The 15,896-nt window shown below is 69.4% G+C and carries 11 protein-coding genes and 2 pseudogenes; 3 read left to right on the top strand and 10 right to left on the bottom strand.

What is annotated here, in order from left to right:
• Positions 1–127: 127 nt before the first annotated feature.
• On the bottom strand, positions 128–1,444 hold the full coding sequence (locus tag ACGF5C_RS29175) for a hypothetical protein (RefSeq protein WP_393306725.1): 1,317 nt from the start codon (positions 1,442–1,444) through the stop codon (positions 128–130).
• A 14-nt stretch (positions 1,445–1,458) separates the two neighbouring features.
• On the opposite strand from ACGF5C_RS29175, the pseudogene ACGF5C_RS29170 reads away from it, so the two are divergent.
• Together ACGF5C_RS29170 and ACGF5C_RS29165 are read left to right on the top strand one after the other, a co-directional pair.
• Positions 1,459–1,701, top strand: a pseudogene (locus ACGF5C_RS29170) (hypothetical protein); the annotation flags it as partial.
• Positions 1,702–1,823: 122 nt separating this feature from the next.
• A pseudogene (locus ACGF5C_RS29165) lies at positions 1,824–2,002 on the top strand (ABC transporter permease); the annotation flags it as partial.
• On the opposite strand, the gene ACGF5C_RS29160 reads toward ACGF5C_RS29165, so the two are convergent.
• From ACGF5C_RS29160 to ACGF5C_RS29125, 8 genes are all read right to left on the bottom strand, one after another.
• Positions 1,986–2,375, bottom strand: coding sequence for a hypothetical protein (locus tag ACGF5C_RS29160; RefSeq protein ID WP_393306723.1), 390 nt, complete (start codon positions 2,373–2,375; stop codon positions 1,986–1,988). The pseudogene ACGF5C_RS29165 and the gene ACGF5C_RS29160 overlap by 17 nt on opposite strands.
• Positions 2,372–3,055: a response regulator gene (locus ACGF5C_RS29155; protein ID WP_393306721.1), complete on the bottom strand. Its 684-nt coding sequence runs from the start codon at positions 3,053–3,055 to the stop codon at positions 2,372–2,374. The genes ACGF5C_RS29160 and ACGF5C_RS29155 overlap by 4 nt, the downstream gene beginning before the upstream one ends.
• On the bottom strand, positions 3,052–5,607 hold the full coding sequence (locus ACGF5C_RS29150; protein WP_393306719.1) for a DUF4118 domain-containing protein: 2,556 nt from the start codon (positions 5,605–5,607) through the stop codon (positions 3,052–3,054). Before ACGF5C_RS29150 ends, ACGF5C_RS29155 begins: the two co-directional genes overlap by 4 nt.
• 92 nt (positions 5,608–5,699) lie before the next feature.
• Complete coding sequence (locus tag ACGF5C_RS29145; RefSeq protein ID WP_393306717.1) at positions 5,700–6,581, bottom strand: potassium-transporting ATPase subunit C; 882 nt, start codon at positions 6,579–6,581, stop codon at positions 5,700–5,702.
• The gene (kdpB, locus tag ACGF5C_RS29140) at positions 6,581–8,788 is read right to left on the bottom strand and encodes a potassium-transporting ATPase subunit KdpB (protein ID WP_393306715.1); all 2,208 of its coding nucleotides are present in this window, start codon (positions 8,786–8,788) and stop codon (positions 6,581–6,583) included. Before kdpB ends, ACGF5C_RS29145 begins: the two co-directional genes overlap by 1 nt.
• A 20-nt stretch (positions 8,789–8,808) precedes the next feature.
• On the bottom strand, positions 8,809–10,464 hold the full coding sequence (gene kdpA / locus ACGF5C_RS29135; protein ID WP_393306713.1) for a potassium-transporting ATPase subunit KdpA: 1,656 nt from the start codon (positions 10,462–10,464) through the stop codon (positions 8,809–8,811).
• The gene (kdpF, locus tag ACGF5C_RS29130; RefSeq protein ID WP_350704204.1) at positions 10,464–10,553 is read right to left on the bottom strand and encodes a K(+)-transporting ATPase subunit F; all 90 of its coding nucleotides are present in this window, start codon (positions 10,551–10,553) and stop codon (positions 10,464–10,466) included. The genes kdpA and kdpF overlap by 1 nt, the downstream gene beginning before the upstream one ends.
• Positions 10,554–11,660: 1,107 nt before the next feature.
• The gene (locus ACGF5C_RS29125; RefSeq protein ID WP_393306737.1) at positions 11,661–11,864 is read right to left on the bottom strand and encodes an IS3 family transposase; all 204 of its coding nucleotides are present in this window, start codon (positions 11,862–11,864) and stop codon (positions 11,661–11,663) included.
• 863 nt (positions 11,865–12,727) lie between these two features.
• Between ACGF5C_RS29125 and ACGF5C_RS29120 the strand changes: the two genes are divergently transcribed.
• Positions 12,728–14,014, top strand: coding sequence for a low temperature requirement protein A (locus ACGF5C_RS29120; protein ID WP_393306711.1), 1,287 nt, complete (start codon positions 12,728–12,730; stop codon positions 14,012–14,014).
• Positions 14,015–14,291: 277 nt separating this feature from the next.
• On the opposite strand, the gene ACGF5C_RS29115 is transcribed toward ACGF5C_RS29120, so the two are convergent.
• Positions 14,292–15,860 (bottom strand): ISL3 family transposase, encoded by a 1,569-nt coding sequence (locus tag ACGF5C_RS29115; RefSeq protein ID WP_393306709.1) that lies wholly within the window; start codon positions 15,858–15,860, stop codon positions 14,292–14,294.
• Positions 15,861–15,896: the final 36 nt, after the last annotated feature.

Genomic DNA, 15,896 nt, shown 5'->3' with positions numbered 1-15,896 from the left:
GGCAGGCCCATCCCGGGGCGGCATACCGAAAAACTAGCGCCGGACAGCGTCCTGTCGATGGTGGGGCACTCCAACATCCGGCCAACTCTCGTGCCACCGTCCGGGCGCGCCAGTCAGCCGGGAGCCGTCACGCCCCGTGGCCGGCACTCCACGTCGGCCAACGCCCGAAACTGTCGAGATCAGCGCAGCTGATCAAGGTTACTGATGCTGGGATTCGCCGTGACGCAGGAGCGTTGCCAGTGGTCAGTAGTCGGCCTGGAGCCGGCGTGGACATAGCGGTCTGAAACCGAGATGAAGGGGAGGAACCAGCGGCTCCGAGGGGCGACACGGTTTGAGCCGCATCGTGACCCGCTTTCGCGGTGTCGCCAAGCCCGCTGATCAGGCCGTTAGTCGCCGTCGAAGACCGCGCCTTCCGGCACAAGGTCGCGCAGCGCCATCCGGCGTCGCCACCGGACCACATGCGTGGGGAGTCCGGGCCGACGCAGTGTTCCGCGATCACGTCCAGCAGTGTTCGCTGGGCGGTGGTGAGCGGCTCGACGGGCGGAAAACCGTCCGGGAATGCCTTCATGCGCAGCCGCGCGCCCCAGTCGCCGACGTAGATGATGGGAGGCGCGCTGGCAAGGAGAACGTCCAGGACAGGGACCAGGTGGTCCAATGTCGCCCGGTCGATGGCTGCCGGCAGGAAGTTGAACATGAAGATCGGACCGAAGTGCGGGTAGTTGCGCTTGCACCACATGGCGGCGGACGGCGTCGACAGCACTTCGAGCAGCGCCCGGGTGCCTTGGATGCTGCCCGCATTTGCAGGCGAAAGCGCGGCGGCTGCCCGTACCACCGGATCCGGATCCGTCTCCATGACTGCTGTCGTGTCGTACCCCCACGATTGCAGGCTCATGACCGCCATCACCCTGGAGTGCTTGTCGAGGCCGGCGAGGGCGTGGCCATGCGACCACGCAGCGGCCTCGGCTCGATGATGCGCGAGTTCCGGGGCGTCGAGCAGACAGGCGAGCATCGTGCCCAGCGCTCCGGAGGCGACCGCTGGGTCGGGGTCGGTGCGCATCGCGCACGCAGTGCGGTAAACGGACGGGCGGGCGGCACGGCACGCGGCGACGTCAGCCGGGAAGCCGCGCCGGCGCTCGTCTGGCTCTGTGATGTGCTGCATGACCGACGTCAGCCAGTCCAGCAGGGCGGCCCGCAGTGGCACCCTGACGCCACGGCGGCCACGTCTGGGCGACACCAGCGTCAACGTGCGGGGATCGTCGAGCACCGCGGCGACGAAGTGCACCGCCGGCGCCGTCGCACTATAGATGCCGCCCTGGTGGTGGACGACGTCGTAGAGGTCGAGCAGCGCCCTGCCCTGACGGCCGCCGTCCTCATCCAGCAACGCCGCGAGAATCTCCGGCGACGAGGGCACGTCGGGATCCCCGGCGTACGCGTGCTCGACCACGGACCAGTCGGTCTGTGCCAGGAGATCTCCGTGTCGCACCGACGAAGCATAAATCGCTCCGATGCAATATCCGGATCTGCCGCAATCCGCTACGGAACATCACGACACTTCAGAACTCGGTTGGGTCGACCACGGCCGCGGGGGTATACACGATCACATGCGACTGGGCCGGGAGAGGTGCTGCACTTCTCCGAGACCCGACTATCAAACGGTTCCTTCCGCACGTCGCCGCAACCGCCCAACAGCCAGACACCTTCGTCTGGGCCGTCGATCACGACCGGGCACCCGACTACTGGTTCCCTCGGCAATGCCCCGCGCGATGGCCTGGCTACGCGCAGGCACCACGGAGACCACGTCGCGGTCGAGCCGGCGAACAAGTGGGCCCGGGCTCCGGGAGTTCGCGGAGGATCAGCCCTTCACGCCGATCATCGAAACCCTGCGCGGGTTCCTCAAGGTGCACCGTCCTCCGGTGACGTGATCCCCGCCCTCGCCTGGTGCGTCGGCATCGCTTTCGTCGGGTACCTGTGGGCGCGTTCCACGTTCACGAAGCGAGCGTGACCTCGACCAGCTGACTCCAGCTCGTCCCGGTGCCCTCCCGAGCCGCCTCGGCGAACCGCGCTTCGCCGAGGCGGCGCCGCACTGTCTGCTCGATCCGGGCCGCGTTCGGGTGAGAGCGATCCGGCAGTCCACGCACACCGGCGCTCGCCGCGAGCGGCCGCGCGGCCTGCTCGGGCTGATCGCGGCGCAGCGACAGGTTCGCGACCCCGACGAGCACCTGCGCGATCATCGGTGCGTGACCAGCCTCGAACGCCAACCGGCACGTCGTACGGGCCTGGCGGATATCGTCGGCCAGGTAGCCCAGCAGGTCGTGGGTCCCCGCACGGACGCCCGCCAGCTCCGCCTCGTTGCCTGGCGCGTCCTGCCGTTTCATGGCTGGTAGCGGTAGCCCATGCCGGGTTCGGTGATGAGGTGGCGGGGTCGGGTGGGGTCGGGTTCGAGCTTGCGGCGTAGCTGGGCCATGTACTGGCGCAGGTAGCTGGTCTCGGTCTCGTATCCCGGGCCCCAGACGTCGTGGAGGAGTTGGCGCTGACTGATCAGCTTCCCGGGGTTGCGGAGCAGTGTTTCGAGTACCCCCCACTGGGTGGGGGTCAGTCTGATCTCGGTGCCGTCGTCGCAGGTCACGGTGTGGGCGCCGAGGTCAACGGTGTGCCGGCCGACCCTCGCGGTGGGACTGGCCGCGTCCGCGCCTGTCCCGTGCCGGCGGGTGACGGCACGGATGCGGGCGAGGAGTTCGTCGACGCCGAAGGGCTTGGTGACGTAGTCGTCGGCACCGGCGTCGAGGGCGGTGACCTTGTCGTCGCTGCCGGCGCGGCCCGAGAGCACGATGATCGGGACGCTGGTCCAGCCCCGGATCCCGCGGATGACGTCGACGCCGTCGAGGTCGGGAAGACCGAGGTCGAGTACGACGAGGTCGGGTGGGTGGCTGGCGGCGGCCCTGAGCGCGGCGGTGCCGGTGGCCGCGACGTCGACGTCGTAGCCGCGGGCACGCAGGTTGATGCGCAGGGCGCGCAAGATCTGCGGTTCGTCGTCGACGACGAGGATCCGGTTCATTCCTGCGGGCCCTCCGTGGGTTCGGCCGGTGTGGCGGCGGGCAGCCGCAGCACCATGGTGAGTCCTCCGCCGGGTGTGGTCTCCGGGGTGATGCTGCCACCCATGGCCTCGGCGAGACCGCGGGACAGGGCGAGGCCGAGGCCGACGCCGGTGGTGTTGTCGCGGTCGCCGAGGCGCTGGAACGGCAGGAAGACCTGTTCCCACTGGTCTTCGGCGATGCCGGGGCCGGTGTCGATGACGCGTAGTTCGACCTGGCCGGAGTGGGCGCTGGCGGTGATGGTGGGTGGCCGCCCGGGCGGGCTGTGGCGCAGGGCGTTCGCGACGAGATTGACCAGGACCCGCTCCAGCAGGCCCGGGTCGGCGGTGGCGGCCGGCAGGTCGGCGGGAATGTCGGTGGTGACATCGGCCGCCTGCGGGCCGAGTTCGTCCAGGGCCCGGGGCACGACGTCTTCCAGGCCGATCGCCGAGGCGGTGATGCCGAGTGCCCCGGCCTGCAGGCGGCTCATGTCGAGCAGATTGGCCACCAGCCGGCCGAGCCGGTCGAGTGACTCGTCGGCGGTGGCCAGCAGTTCGTCCCGGTCCTCGGCGTCGAAGTCGACGTCGCTGCTGCGCAGGCTGGACACGGCGGCTTTTGCCGACGCGAGGGGGGTGCGTAGGTCGTGGCTGACCGCGGCGAGCAGGGCGGTGCGCATTCGGTCGGCCTCGGCCAGGGGCCGAGCGGCCGCGGCCTCCTCGGCGAGGCGTTCCTGCCGGAGCGCGACGGCGGCCTGCGCAGCGAACGCCTCGATGATGCGCCGGTCGGCGGCCTCCAGCCGCCGGCCGGAGAGCACGACGGTGAGCCGGTCGTCGACGGGTACCGTCGTTTCGCCTGCGCTCGGGCTGCCGGCCGGCGCCTCGCCGACACTGGCCACGACTCGCCAGGCGTCTTCCTCCCGGTCCCGGCCGGGGCGCCCGGCGGCCTCGGCGGCCAGTTCCAGGACGCTGACCGCGCGCAGCGCGAAGGTTTCCCGGAGCCGTTCCAGCAGCGCCGGCAGCGGGCGTTGCCCGCGCAGGACGTTGCCGGCGACGGTGGCGAGGGTCTGCGCGTCGGCGGATGCGCGGGCTGCCTCGCGGGTGCGCCGGGCTGCGAGGTCGACCACCCAGCTGACCGCTACGGCGACGCCGACGAAGACACCGAGGGCGAGCAGGTTGTCCGCCTCGGCGATGGTCAGCGTGTAGAAGGGCGGGGCGAAGAACCAGTTCAGCAGCAGGGACCCGCCCAGCGCGGCGAGCAGTGCCGGCCAGAGCCCGCCGACGAGCGCGACGCCGACGACGGCGGCGAGGAAGATCAGGATGTCGTTGGTGAGGGTGAGGTCGGGCAGCGCCCTGAGCAGTGCGGTCAGGGCGGGCATGCCCGCGACGGTGAGCGCGAAGCCGTACAGCCGGCGTCGCCGGGACAGCGCGGCCGGCACCGTCGGTCCGGGCCGGCCGCGACGGACCTCGGCGTGGGTGACCAGGTGTACGTCGATGGGCCCGGACAGTGCGGTCGTCGTCACGCCGACCCCGCGGGAGAACAGTTGCGCGAAGCGGCCGCGGCGGCTGGCGCCGAGCACGAGCTGGGTGGCGTTGACGGCCCGGGCGAAGTCGAGCAGCGCAGCGGGGATGTCGGTGCCGAGGACCTGGTGGTAGGTGCCGCCGAGGCTCTCCACCAGCACCCGTTGCCGGGCGAGCTGCGCCGGGTCGGCTCCGGCGAGCCCGTCGCTGCGGGCGACGTGCACCGCGAGGAGGTCGGCACCCTTGCTGCGGGCGGCGATCCGGGCCGCGCGCCGGATCAGGGTCCCTCCCTCGGGTCCGCCGGTGAGCGCGACGACGACCCGCTCGCGGGCTTCCCAGGTGGCGGAGATGCCCTGCTGGGCCCGGTACGCGTCGAGTTGCTCGTCAACCTTGTCGGCGAGCCAGAGCAGGGCCAGCTCGCGTAGGGCGGTGAGGTTGCCGACGCGGAAGTAGTTGCCGAGCGCGGCGTCGATCTTGTCCGGGCGGTAGATGTTGCCGTGGGCCATCCGCCGGCGCAGCGCCTCGGGGGTCATGTCGACCAGTTCGACCTGTTCGGCGGCGCGCACAGCCTGGTCGGGGACGGTTTCGCGTTGGGTGGTCCCGGTGATCTGGGCGACGACGTCGTTCAGCGATTCCAGGTGCTGGATGTTGACCGTGGTGAGCACGGTGATTCCGGCGTCGAGGAGTTCCTGGATGTCATGCCAGCGCTTGGAGTTGCGGGAGCCGGGCACGTTGGTGTGAGCGAGTTCGTCGACCAGGGCGACCTCGGGGCGGCGGGCCAAAACCGCGTCGAGGTCCATCTCGGTGAACTCGGCGCCGCGGTAGGTGATCGTGCGGCGAGGGACGATTTCCAGTTCGCCGATCATGGCGGCGGTGTGCTTGCGGCCGTGGGTCTCGACGAACCCGATCACCACGTCCGTGCCGCGCTCGGCGCGGCGCTGCGCCTCCTCGAGCATGGCGTAGGTCTTGCCGACGCCGGGTGCGGCACCGAGGTAGATGCGCAGTTCCCCTCGTGGCACAGCAGGATTCCTCTCCACAGCGTGACCGGCGGGTCGGGTGACGGGGTGCCGGGCCGGGACGGTGCCAGCGTCCCAGCCCGGCGCCGTCGTGTTCAGCGTGCCGGGAATTGTTCGTCCAACGCGAGATTCAGCTCCAGCACGTTCACTCCGGGCGAGCCCATGAAGCCGAGCGACCGGCCGGTGGTGTGCTCCTGGACCAGGCGCCGGACCGCCGCCGAGTCCGCGCCGCGCTCCCGCGCCACGCGCACCACCTGGAGCTGCGCGTACGCCGGGGAGATGTGCGGGTCGAGGCCGCTTCCGCTGGCGGTGACCGCATCGGCGGGCACCGCGGGCTCGGCGGGGGCGTCGCCCCGGATGGGGACGATGGTCGCCCCGGCGGCCCGGTAGTCCTCGCCCGGCGTGGCCAGCTCGACCGGCACACCTTCGTAGCGGGCGAGGAACGGCGTGGCGGGTGCGGTCTGGTTGACGCTGACCACCCGGGTGACCGGGCCGGTCAGCCCGTCGCGGCGGAACACCGCCAGCACGGCCCCGACCCCGTCGCTGGTGCAGTACGGGCGGCTTCCGTCGACGCGGTTCAGCTCCCCGACGGCTTTGCTGCGTGCGCAGACCTGGGTGAGCAGGCTCCGCGTGCTGTCGTCGGGGTTGGTGGCGATGGTGTCGACGATGCCCTCCGGGCCGAGGTTGCTGGCCGAGGTGGCGGTGGGGTCGTAGCCGTCGCCGGCTGCCGAGGGGCGGGACTGGAAGTAGCGCGGGACGGGATTACCGTCGGCGTCGGTGAACGACTGCCCGATGAGCGTGCTACCGACAGGCCGGCCGTCCACCTCGATCAGCGATCCGTCGGCCTTGTGGGCGAGGACCGGTATCCGACCGACCGCGACCAGGGCCAGCGGATAGGCCAGGCCGAGCAGGACGGTGAAGACGAGCACCGCGCGCAGCGCGGCCAGGTGCTGGGAGAGCCAAGACGGTAGGCGCATCACAAGATCCCCGGGATGAACTGGACGAGCAGGTCGATGAGCTTGATGCCGATGAACGGCACCACGATGCCGCCGAGGCCGTAGAGCAGCAGGTTGCGGCTGAGCAGCTGCGACGCGGCGGCGGGCCGGTATCGTACGCCGCGCAGCGCCAGCGGGATCAGCGCGATGATGACGACCGCGTTGAAGATGACCGCGGACAGGATCGCCGACTCGGGGCTGGAAAGCCGCATGATGTTCAGCGCGTCCAGGCTCGGGTAGATGCCGGCGAACATGGCCGGGATGATCGCGAAGTACTTCGCGATGTCGTTGGCGATCGAGAACGTCGTCAGCGCGCCGCGCGTGATCAGCAACTGCTTGCCGATCTCCACGATCTCGATGAGCTTGGTCGGGTCGGAGTCGAGGTCGACCATGTTGCCGGCCTCCTTCGCGGCCGACGTGCCGGTGTTCATCGCCACCCCGACGTCTGCCTGGGCGAGCGCAGGTGCGTCGTTGGTGCCGTCACCGGTCATCGCGACCAGACGGCCACCCTCCTGCTCTTTCTTGATCAAGGCGAGCTTGTCCTCCGGCGTCGCCTCGGCGAGGAAGTCGTCCACCCCGGCCTCGTCGGCGATGGCCTTCGCGGTACGCGGGTTGTCGCCGGTGATCATGACCGTGCGGATGCCCATCCGGCGCATCTCGTCGAAGCGCTCCCGCATCCCGGCCTTGACCACGTCCTTGAGGTGGATGACGCCGAGGGCGCGGGCCGGCTGGCCGTCGAGGTGCTCGGCGACCACCAGCGGGGTGCCGCCGATGCCGCTGATCTCGTCGACGATCTGGCCGACCTGCTCGGTGGGGTGGCCGCCGTTGTCGCGGACCCATTTCATGACGGCGGCGGCGGCGCCCTTGCGGATCCGGCGTGCCGGCCCGGCGACACCGCCGTCGACTGTCGCGTCGGGAGTCAGGTCCACGCCGCTCATCCGGGTCTGTGCGGTGAACGGCACGAAGGTGGCGTGCGGAATGAGCCCGGGTTCGCGTTGCCGGAGGCCGAACTCGTTCTTGGCCAGCACCACGATCGATCGGCCCTCAGGTGTCTCGTCGGCGAGGCTGGACAGCTGCGCCGCGTCGGCCACCATGGCGACGTCCACCCCTTCGACGGGGACGAACTCGTCCGCCTGCCGGTTGCCGAGGGTGATGGTGCCGGTCTTGTCCAGCAGTAGGGTGTTGACGTCACCGGCCGCCTCGACGGCCCGACCGCTCATCGCGAGGACGTTGCGCTGCACGAGGCGGTCCATGCCGGCAATGCCGATCGCCGAGAGCAGCGCCCCGATGGTGGTAGGGATCAGGCAGACCAGCAGCGACACCAGCACGATCCCGCTGACGCCGGCGTCGGTGATCGCCCGCGTGTCCGGTGCGGCGGCCTGGTGGCCCATCGAGAAGATCGCGAGGGGCTGGAGGGTTACGACGGCCAGCAGGAAGATGACCGTGAGCGCGGCGAGGAGGATGTTCAGCGCGATCTCGTTCGGAGTCTTCTGCCGGTTCGCCCCCTCGACCAGGTTGATCATCCGGTCGATGAAGCTCTCGCCCGGCTTCTGCGTGATCATCACGACGATCCGGTCGGAGAGGACCTTGGTGCCGCCGGTGACCGCGCTGCGGTCGCCCCCGGACTCCCGAATCACCGGGGCCGACTCGCCGGTGATGGCCGACTCGTCGACACTGGCGATCCCTTCGACGACGTCACCGTCGCCGGGGATGATCTCCCCGGCCTCGACCACGACAACGTCGCCCTGCTTGAGCTGGGGTGCCGGGACGCTCTCGGTGCGACAGGTGCCGGCGGCGGCGCCCGGGGTCCAGCCGAGGGCGCGGGTGGCGACGGTATCCGCCTTCGCCTTGCGCAGGGCGGCGGCCTGCGCCTTGCCGCGCCCCTCGGCGACCGCCTCGGCGAGGTTGGCGAAGATCACGGTCAGCCACAGCCACCCGGTGATCGCGAGGGCGAACACCGACGGGTCCGCGACGGCGAGGACGGTGGTGAACGCCGCGCCGATCTCGACGATCAGCATCACGGGGTTGCGCCACAGGGTGCGCGGGTCGAGCTTACGCAGTGCGTCGGGCAGTGATTGGCCGAGCTGCTTCGGGTCGAGCAGTCCACCGCCCCGGTCGCCCTGGATGGCGGGTGTGCCGGAGGTGGGGGCGTCCGCCGTACCGTGCGGTGCCGGCGTGGAGGTCGTCATGTCCTTCTCTCTCATGGATGTCACAGCCCCTCGGCGAGGGGGCCGAGCGCGAGGGCAGGCAGGAAGGTCAACGCCACGAGGATCACCGTGACGCCGACGACCATCCCGACGAACAGCGGCCGGTGGGTCGGCAGAGTGCCGTCGGAGGCGGGCGTCGGCTGCTGGCGGGCCAGCGAGCCGGCCAGAGCGAGCACGAGGATGATCGGCAGGAACCGGCCGAGCAGCATGCACAGCCCCAGTGCGGTGTTCCACCACGGCGTGCTCACGGTCAGGCCGGCGAACGCGGAGCCGTTGTTGTTGCTCGCCGAGGTGAACGCGTAGAGCACCTCGGACAGGGCATGCGGGCCGGTGTTGAGCGCGGTGGAGTTGTTGCCGGTGGCGAACGCCGCCGCCGTGCCGATCAGGACCAACGCGGGGGTGACCAGGAAGTACAGCGACGCCAGCTTGATCTCGCGGGCGCCGATCTTCTTGCCGACGTACTCCGGTGTCCGGCCGACCATCAGGCCGGCGACGAACACGGTGATCACGGCGAGGACCAGCATCCCGTAGAGGCCGGCACCGACGCCGCCGGGGGCGACCTCGCCGAGCATCATGTTGACCAGCGGCATCATGCCGCCGAGCGCGGTGTAGGAGTCGTGGAAGGAGTTCACCGCGCCGGTCGAGGTGAGCGTGGTCGCGGCGGCGAAGGTGGCCGAGTTCGACACGTCGAACCGGACCTCCTTGCCCTCCAGCGCCGCCCCGGCCGCCTGCGGCACCGTGCCGTCGCCGGCCAACTCGAAGACGTTGGTCAAGGCGATGCTCGCGATCGCCAGGACCGCCATCACCGCGGCGATCGCGTACCCCTGCCGGTGCTGCCCGACCATCCGGCCGAAAACCCGGGGCAGGCTGAACGGAATCACCAGGATCAGGAAGATCTCCAACCAGTTCGTCCAGGTGGTCGGATTCTCGAACGGATGGGCGCTGTTGACGTTGTAGAAACCGCCACCGTTGGTGCCCAACTCCTTGATGACCTCCTGGCTGGCCACCGGCCCGCCGGTGATGGTCTGGCTGCCACCGGTCAGGGTGGTGACCTCGGTGCCGGCGGAAAGGTTCTGCACCGCCCCGCCGATCATCAGGGCGAGGGCGCCGAGCACCGAGATCGGCAGCAGGATCCGCAGCGTGACCCGGGTCAGGTCGACCCAGAAATTACCCAGGTCACCCGTGCGGCGGCGGGCGAACCCGCGCACCAGCGCGACGGCGACCGCGATACCGACGGCAGCGGAGACGAAGTTCTGCACCGCCAGCCCGGCCATCTGGACCAGGTGCCCCATGGTTGACTCACCCGAGTACCACTGCCAGTTGGTGTTGGTCACGAACGACACGGCTGTGTTCCACGCGCCGTGGGTCATCACCGGGTCGAAGCCGAGCGAGAGCCACAGGTGGTTCTGCAGCCGCATGAACGCGTAGAGGAACAGGATCGAGATGGCGGAGAAGGCAAGGACGCTGCGGGCGTACGCGCCCCAGGACTGCTCGGCGCTCGCGTCGACCCCGACCAGGCGGTAGATAACCCGCTCGACGCGGAAGTGCCGCTGGCCGGACACCACGCGGAACATGTGGTCGCCGAACGGCTTGTGGACGGCGACCAGCGCTACCACGAGCGAGAGGATGAACAGCACTCCGGCTGTCGTCACGGTCATCAGAAACGCTCAGGGAACAGCAGGGCGACCACCAGGAACACGGCCAGGCCGATCGCCAGCACCAGACCGATGACGTTGACGGCGCTCACAGCTTCTCCACTCCCCTCACCACCAGGGCGAGAGCCGCGAACAGCCCTATCGTCAACACCACGAACACCACGTCAGACACGTCTGACTCCTCATTCCGGAACAGCTCGTCACGGCCGCCATCCGGCCGCGCCGAGCCATCACAACGCCGCCCGCCCCGCACCGACAGGGGCTATAACGCGACCATCACGGCGATCCGGCGTTTCTTAACGCCCCTTTCACACCACCCCCTGGCCGGGTGGTCCCGACCACCGTCGGCAGGGCCGATCACACCGGTTGGCCCAGGACGCAGCAGTGGCAGATCCGCCAGCATCGCCGCCGAGATGCGAACCGGGCAGGGGCGACGGCGCGAACACCCCGAACTCATTCCGACGGCCGAAACTCGTCGAAGACCGTCAACTGATCTCCGCCACCCGTACAGTCAGATCAGGCCCTCGCGCACCGCGTACGCCACCGCGTGGGTGCGGTTGCGCAGCTGGAACCGCGTGGTGATGTCGTCGCTCGGCGACGGTCAACGCGGTCACCATGGCGCAACGGTGGCCTCACCGACACGCGCAGTCGGCGGTCCTCGGGGCAGTCCGTACTGCCTTGCCGGGCAGCGCGGGCCGCGGCGCCCGGAGCGGGTCTGCCGCCGCCCGAGCGCGGCTGTGGGCCGTTAGACACGGTTCCCACCGAAGCCCTGGCCAGCGCGGCGACATCGCGATTGAACGCGCTGCTGGCGCTCTGCACGCTGGCACCGAAGCGGCAGGCGGCGACCGCAACCAGTGATCGGGCAAAACTTGCACATGCACCGCTAACGACACGAGGGGTGGAGCGAAGGCCCAGCTCAACGAGCCGGGCCTTCGAGGTTGACGTTTAGTCGGTGACCGGTGCGCCGAGACACAGCGCGCACGGTCGGCGGCAAGAACGGATGTGGCTGTTCGCCGGAGCGAGGGCACGACTACGGTGCTGCTGTGGCGGTGTGGGAGCTCTGGCGGCAGGACGACAACGGCAACCGTGTCCGGATCGGCACCTTCGCTGACCGGGTTGAGGCGCTGGCTAAGGTCCTGGCGCTGGAGTCTGGTGCATAAGCAGACCCTTGAGGCTCCCCCGATAGCGCTGAGGGTTGGTTAGCAGGCTAGGACCTGCTCATGGGCGGTGTTCACGAGGTCCGTCGTATCGATGTTCTTTGTGTGCCAGGCAGCCTCGTACTCGTCCGGGGACAGCCAGCCGAGGTCCTTCTGGATGCGTTCGCGGTTGTACCAGCCGTCGATGTAGGCGAAGATCGCGTTCTCGGCCTCGTCGCGGGTGCGCCACGAGTTGCGGTAGACCAGTCGATCTTCAAGGTGGAGAAGAAGTTCTCCATCAGGGCGTTGTCGTAGGAGTCGCCGACGGATCCCATCGAGGGCAGGATCCCGTTGTCTGCCAGGCGTTCGGAGAATCTAATCGCGGTGTAGGTCGACCCGCGGTCGCTGTGGTGGATCAACTGTCCGTCACGCACGTCGCGTGACCAGTGCTGCGGCGCTCCGAGGCGCAGCGGGAGTTCGAGTTCGTACGCCAGATGGGTGTGGTCGTCGTGCCGGGCGATCACGTACGCCCCCTCCGCCACCGGCTGCTCCCGTCCGCCGCGGGTCTTTGTCCGGTACGCGCGCGCCTGGAGGGCCTTGTGCAACTGCTCGGGCCGGTCCACCACCTCGTCGACGAACGCCCAGAAGCGGTCGTGCTGGTCGATTCCGGACAGGCGTTTACGCCCGACCACGAGCAGCCGCAGGTGTCGTCCCCGCCACGGGTGCATCACGACCAGCAGCCGCTGCACCTCCTCCAGCGAGTCGACGTGCTCCTCCTCCACGCGTGGCCGGTAGAGGAAGTAGATGTCCCCGTCTTCAAGCACCTCCGCCATCCGTGCCGGATACCCGCAACCACGGCCGGGCAACGCCGGCTCCGCACACAAGCCTCCTCACCGATCCTTCGCAGGAACAGGGGGCGGAGACCAGACCATCAGGTAGGCGAGTACGGACCGGCAAGGCCATGCCGAGTCGCCCAACCACATCCAGAGCAGTGATCCACCGGTTTGCGGCGGGTCGGCCAGGGTAGCCCCGGACAGCGGGTTGCCGTGACGAGGAGACGTGGATGCAACGCGGGTGGCCGGCGGTCCAGCTCAGCCTGATCACGGGAGGCCTCTTCCATGGTCCAGAGGTTGCGCCCAGGCATTTGGCGGATCTCCGAACATTCTCGCGTCTCCACCGCAGAGCTCTTCTTCGACGTGGTGTTCGTCTTCGCGTTCATTCAGGTCACCACGCTGATGACCGCCGACAAGGGTGGGCTCGGTGTCGTGCACGGGCTGCTCGTCCTGGCCCTGCTCTGGTGGTTGTGGTCGCTCTTCGCCTGGCTGAGCAACCGGGTACGGGGAAACTTCGGCCTGGCCAGGCTCACCCTGCTGGCGACAACGCCTGTGTTGTTCGTGCTGGCGGCTATCACGCTGGACGCGTTCAGGGATGTTCCCGGCGGCGTGGCGGCCCCTGTCGGGTTCGTTGGCTGCTACGCCACAGTCCGGCTTCTGTACCTGGGACTACGCTGGTACGCCACGCCGAGCCTGCGGGGCCACGAGATCGTGTCGCTCACCGTGCCGGCGCTCGCCGCCATCGGCCTACTGCTCAGCGCCGCGTTGCTGCCGCTGGGCGGGCTCGGCAGCACGACAACGCTGGCCGGCCAGATAGCCCTGTGGGTACTGGCCATCAGCATCGACTACGGCGCCGGGATGGCGCTGCCCGTGCGTCGGCAGGTCTTCTCCGCCGGGCACTGGGCCGAGCGACACAACCTGATCATCATCCTGGCCTTGGGCGAGGTGCTGGTGTCGATCGGCGTCACCGGCAGCTACCTGCACGCCACAGCGAGCTTCCTCATCGCCTCGGCGCTCGCCGCCGTCATCGCCTGCTCCCTCGAATGGATCTACTTCGACCTCTCCGCGCTCGTCGGAGAGCACGCACTGCGCACCGCCGACCCGCGCCGCCGGGTACGACTCGCCCGGGACGCCTACACCTACCTGCACCTACCCATGATCGCAGGGATCATCCTGCTCTCCCTCGGACTGAAACACACGCCCGGCCTCATCGAGACCGCCAACTCATACAACCGCGGCGATCCGCTCGACCGGACCGGCCGGTACGCGATGTACGGCGGCGTCGCCCTGTTCCTGCTCGCCCACGCCGGGTTCCACTGGCGGCTCGGTCACGGCATCCTTATCGTCATCTGGCCTCGACTCGCCGCCGCCGCACTCCTGCTGGTCCTACTGCCGGTCACCGCCTGGCTGCCCGCTCTGCAGGCCCTGGCCTGCCTCGCCGGGGTCTGCCTGGTGACGGCTGTCACCGAGTTCCTACTCAGTCGCCGGCACCGGTGGCGACTGCGCCAGACGCTCTTCGAGGAGGCGGAGGGCGAACCCACAGCCAGAGGCAACAGCGACTCGGGCGGAGGGGCTATCCCGTAGGAGCTGACGGCTGCCGCCACCGAAACGCGTCGCTGACCATCAGCCGAAGCATCGAAGATGCTTGACAGACCTCGACGCGGCCTGGCTTGAATGCGCCTCCATGATCTACGTCCACGTAGAGGTGACCCGGGAGTCCCAGCGGTCGACCACAGACAAGCTCGGTTATCTGTTCGATGCCTGACGTAGGGGTCATCAAAGCAGTCAGGGCCGGTCTGAATGTCAACGCCGCCTCAAACGGGGCTCCGGCACAGATTCTGTGATTGATCTTGGCGAGGGCTCATGGGGTGGCGAGGACGCGTTTGCGTCGAAGGTCGAGGCTCGCGCGACCGTACATCTGTCGCTTGATGGTCTTGATGCGGTTGACGTGGCCTTCGACCGGGCCTGAGCTCCAGGGTTGGATGAGGCCAGCGACGACGGCGTCGCGGTCGCTGATCAAGCCGGCGGCGAAGCCCCGGACTTCGGGATATCCGGTGTGCCGGGCACGGTCGATCCAGGCGTCGAGGTGCTGGCCGGTGCCCTGGTGGCGGACCAGCGCGGTGAACCTGCGGGCGAGGTCGGCGAGGGTGTCAAGGTCTGGGCAACGGCTGCGGGCGTCGGCAAGGCTGGTGCGGTCGTCGTCAGTGAGTTTGTGTCCGGGTCGCATGATCCAGGCGGTGATCCGCCGGGCGGACGGCACCCGGACGGTCACGGGGGTTGGTCGGGTGCGGTTCGTGCTGAGCCAGTCCCGCAGCACGCGCTGGCTGCCTTGGTAGCCGCGGGCCAGGATCTCGGCGTGCAGGTCGGCGGTCTGGTCGACGCCGTCGGTGAGTCGTTGTCGCAGGTAGGGGTGGAACGGGGTGAGGACGCTGGGGCGGCTGCTGGCGTTCGGGCCGATCAACTCCTCGGCGGTGGCGGCGTGGGCGTACTTGCAGGCGGTTCTGACGTTCATGTCGAGCCTGCGGGCCGTTGCGCTGATCGACAGTCCTTCGGCTCGCAGTGCGTGCGCGGCCGCGTGGCGTTGGCGGGTGTTCGCCGCGCGGCGTCCCGTCGTGACCGGCTCGGCCGTGACCTGTGCAGCCAGGGCAGGTATCGGATCGGTGTGCTCTCGTAGGCACCGGCGGTGCCCACGGACGACCTTCTCGACCGCGTCGCTGAGGTTCTTGAGCAGGTGCCACCGGTCGGCGACCTGAATCGCGTCAGGTGCGCCCTTGCGAGCACCGTCGGCGTAGCTGCCACCGCGATCCCGGCAGATGATCTCGACGCCAGGATGCTCGCGCAGCCACGCGGCGAGGGTGTCGGCAGTGCGGTCGGGCAGGACGTCGATCGGCCGGCGAGTCTGCATGTCGAGCAGCACGGTGGCGTATCGGTGCCCACGGCGGCGGGCGAAGTCGTCCACGCCCAGCACCGTCGGCGTCACCGGCGGCGGTTCGGGCATCCGCCGGATCATCCGGATCAACGTCATCCGCGACACCGACACCGCCAACCGATGCGCCAACCGGCTGCCCGGTCGACCGCCCAACGCCACCGCGACCGCTTCCAGGTCACCCGCTGCCAGAACCGTCTGACGGGCGTGCCGTCGGGTCAGCCCGGGCACCTGCTCGACGAACGTCCGCTGCCGGCACCCGACGTTGACGCAGGCAAATCGGCGGACCATCAACGCGAGCAGCACCTCATGGCCACCCAACCTGACATCGGCCAACCGCCGCGTATAGCGACCATGCACAGTGGTCGAGGAGGTGCCGCAAGCGCCACACAGCGCCCGCACCGTCTGTGTCGCCGCGTCGATCCTGACCCCGACGGCCCGGACCACCACCGCTTCCAACCGCAGGCCCATCAGATGCGGCAGCAACGCCACGATGATCTCCACCCGGGCACCCAACCCGAACTACCGACGAACGCGACT

It is taken from the genome of Micromonospora sp. NPDC047620, assembly GCF_043205005.1.
Classification (GTDB): Bacteria; Actinomycetota; Actinomycetes; order Mycobacteriales; family Micromonosporaceae; genus Micromonospora.
This window is presented reverse-complemented; position numbering and strand designations above follow the sequence as displayed.

Bases quoted from the DNA above. Each gene is read 5' to 3' on its own strand.
- ACGF5C_RS29160 (WP_393306723.1), bottom strand. From the start codon at position 2,375: ATGAAACGGCAGGACGCGCCAGGCAACGAGGCGGAGCTGGCGGGCGTC.
- ACGF5C_RS29155 (WP_393306721.1), bottom strand. From the start codon at position 3,055: ATGAACCGGATCCTCGTCGTCGACGACGAACCGCAGATCTTGCGCGCC.
- ACGF5C_RS29145 (WP_393306717.1), bottom strand. From the start codon at position 6,581: ATGCGCCTACCGTCTTGGCTCTCCCAGCACCTGGCCGCGCTGCGCGCG.
- kdpB (WP_393306715.1), bottom strand. From the start codon at position 8,788: ATGACGACCTCCACGCCGGCACCGCACGGTACGGCGGACGCCCCCACC.
- kdpA (WP_393306713.1), bottom strand. From the start codon at position 10,464: ATGACCGTGACGACAGCCGGAGTGCTGTTCATCCTCTCGCTCGTGGTA.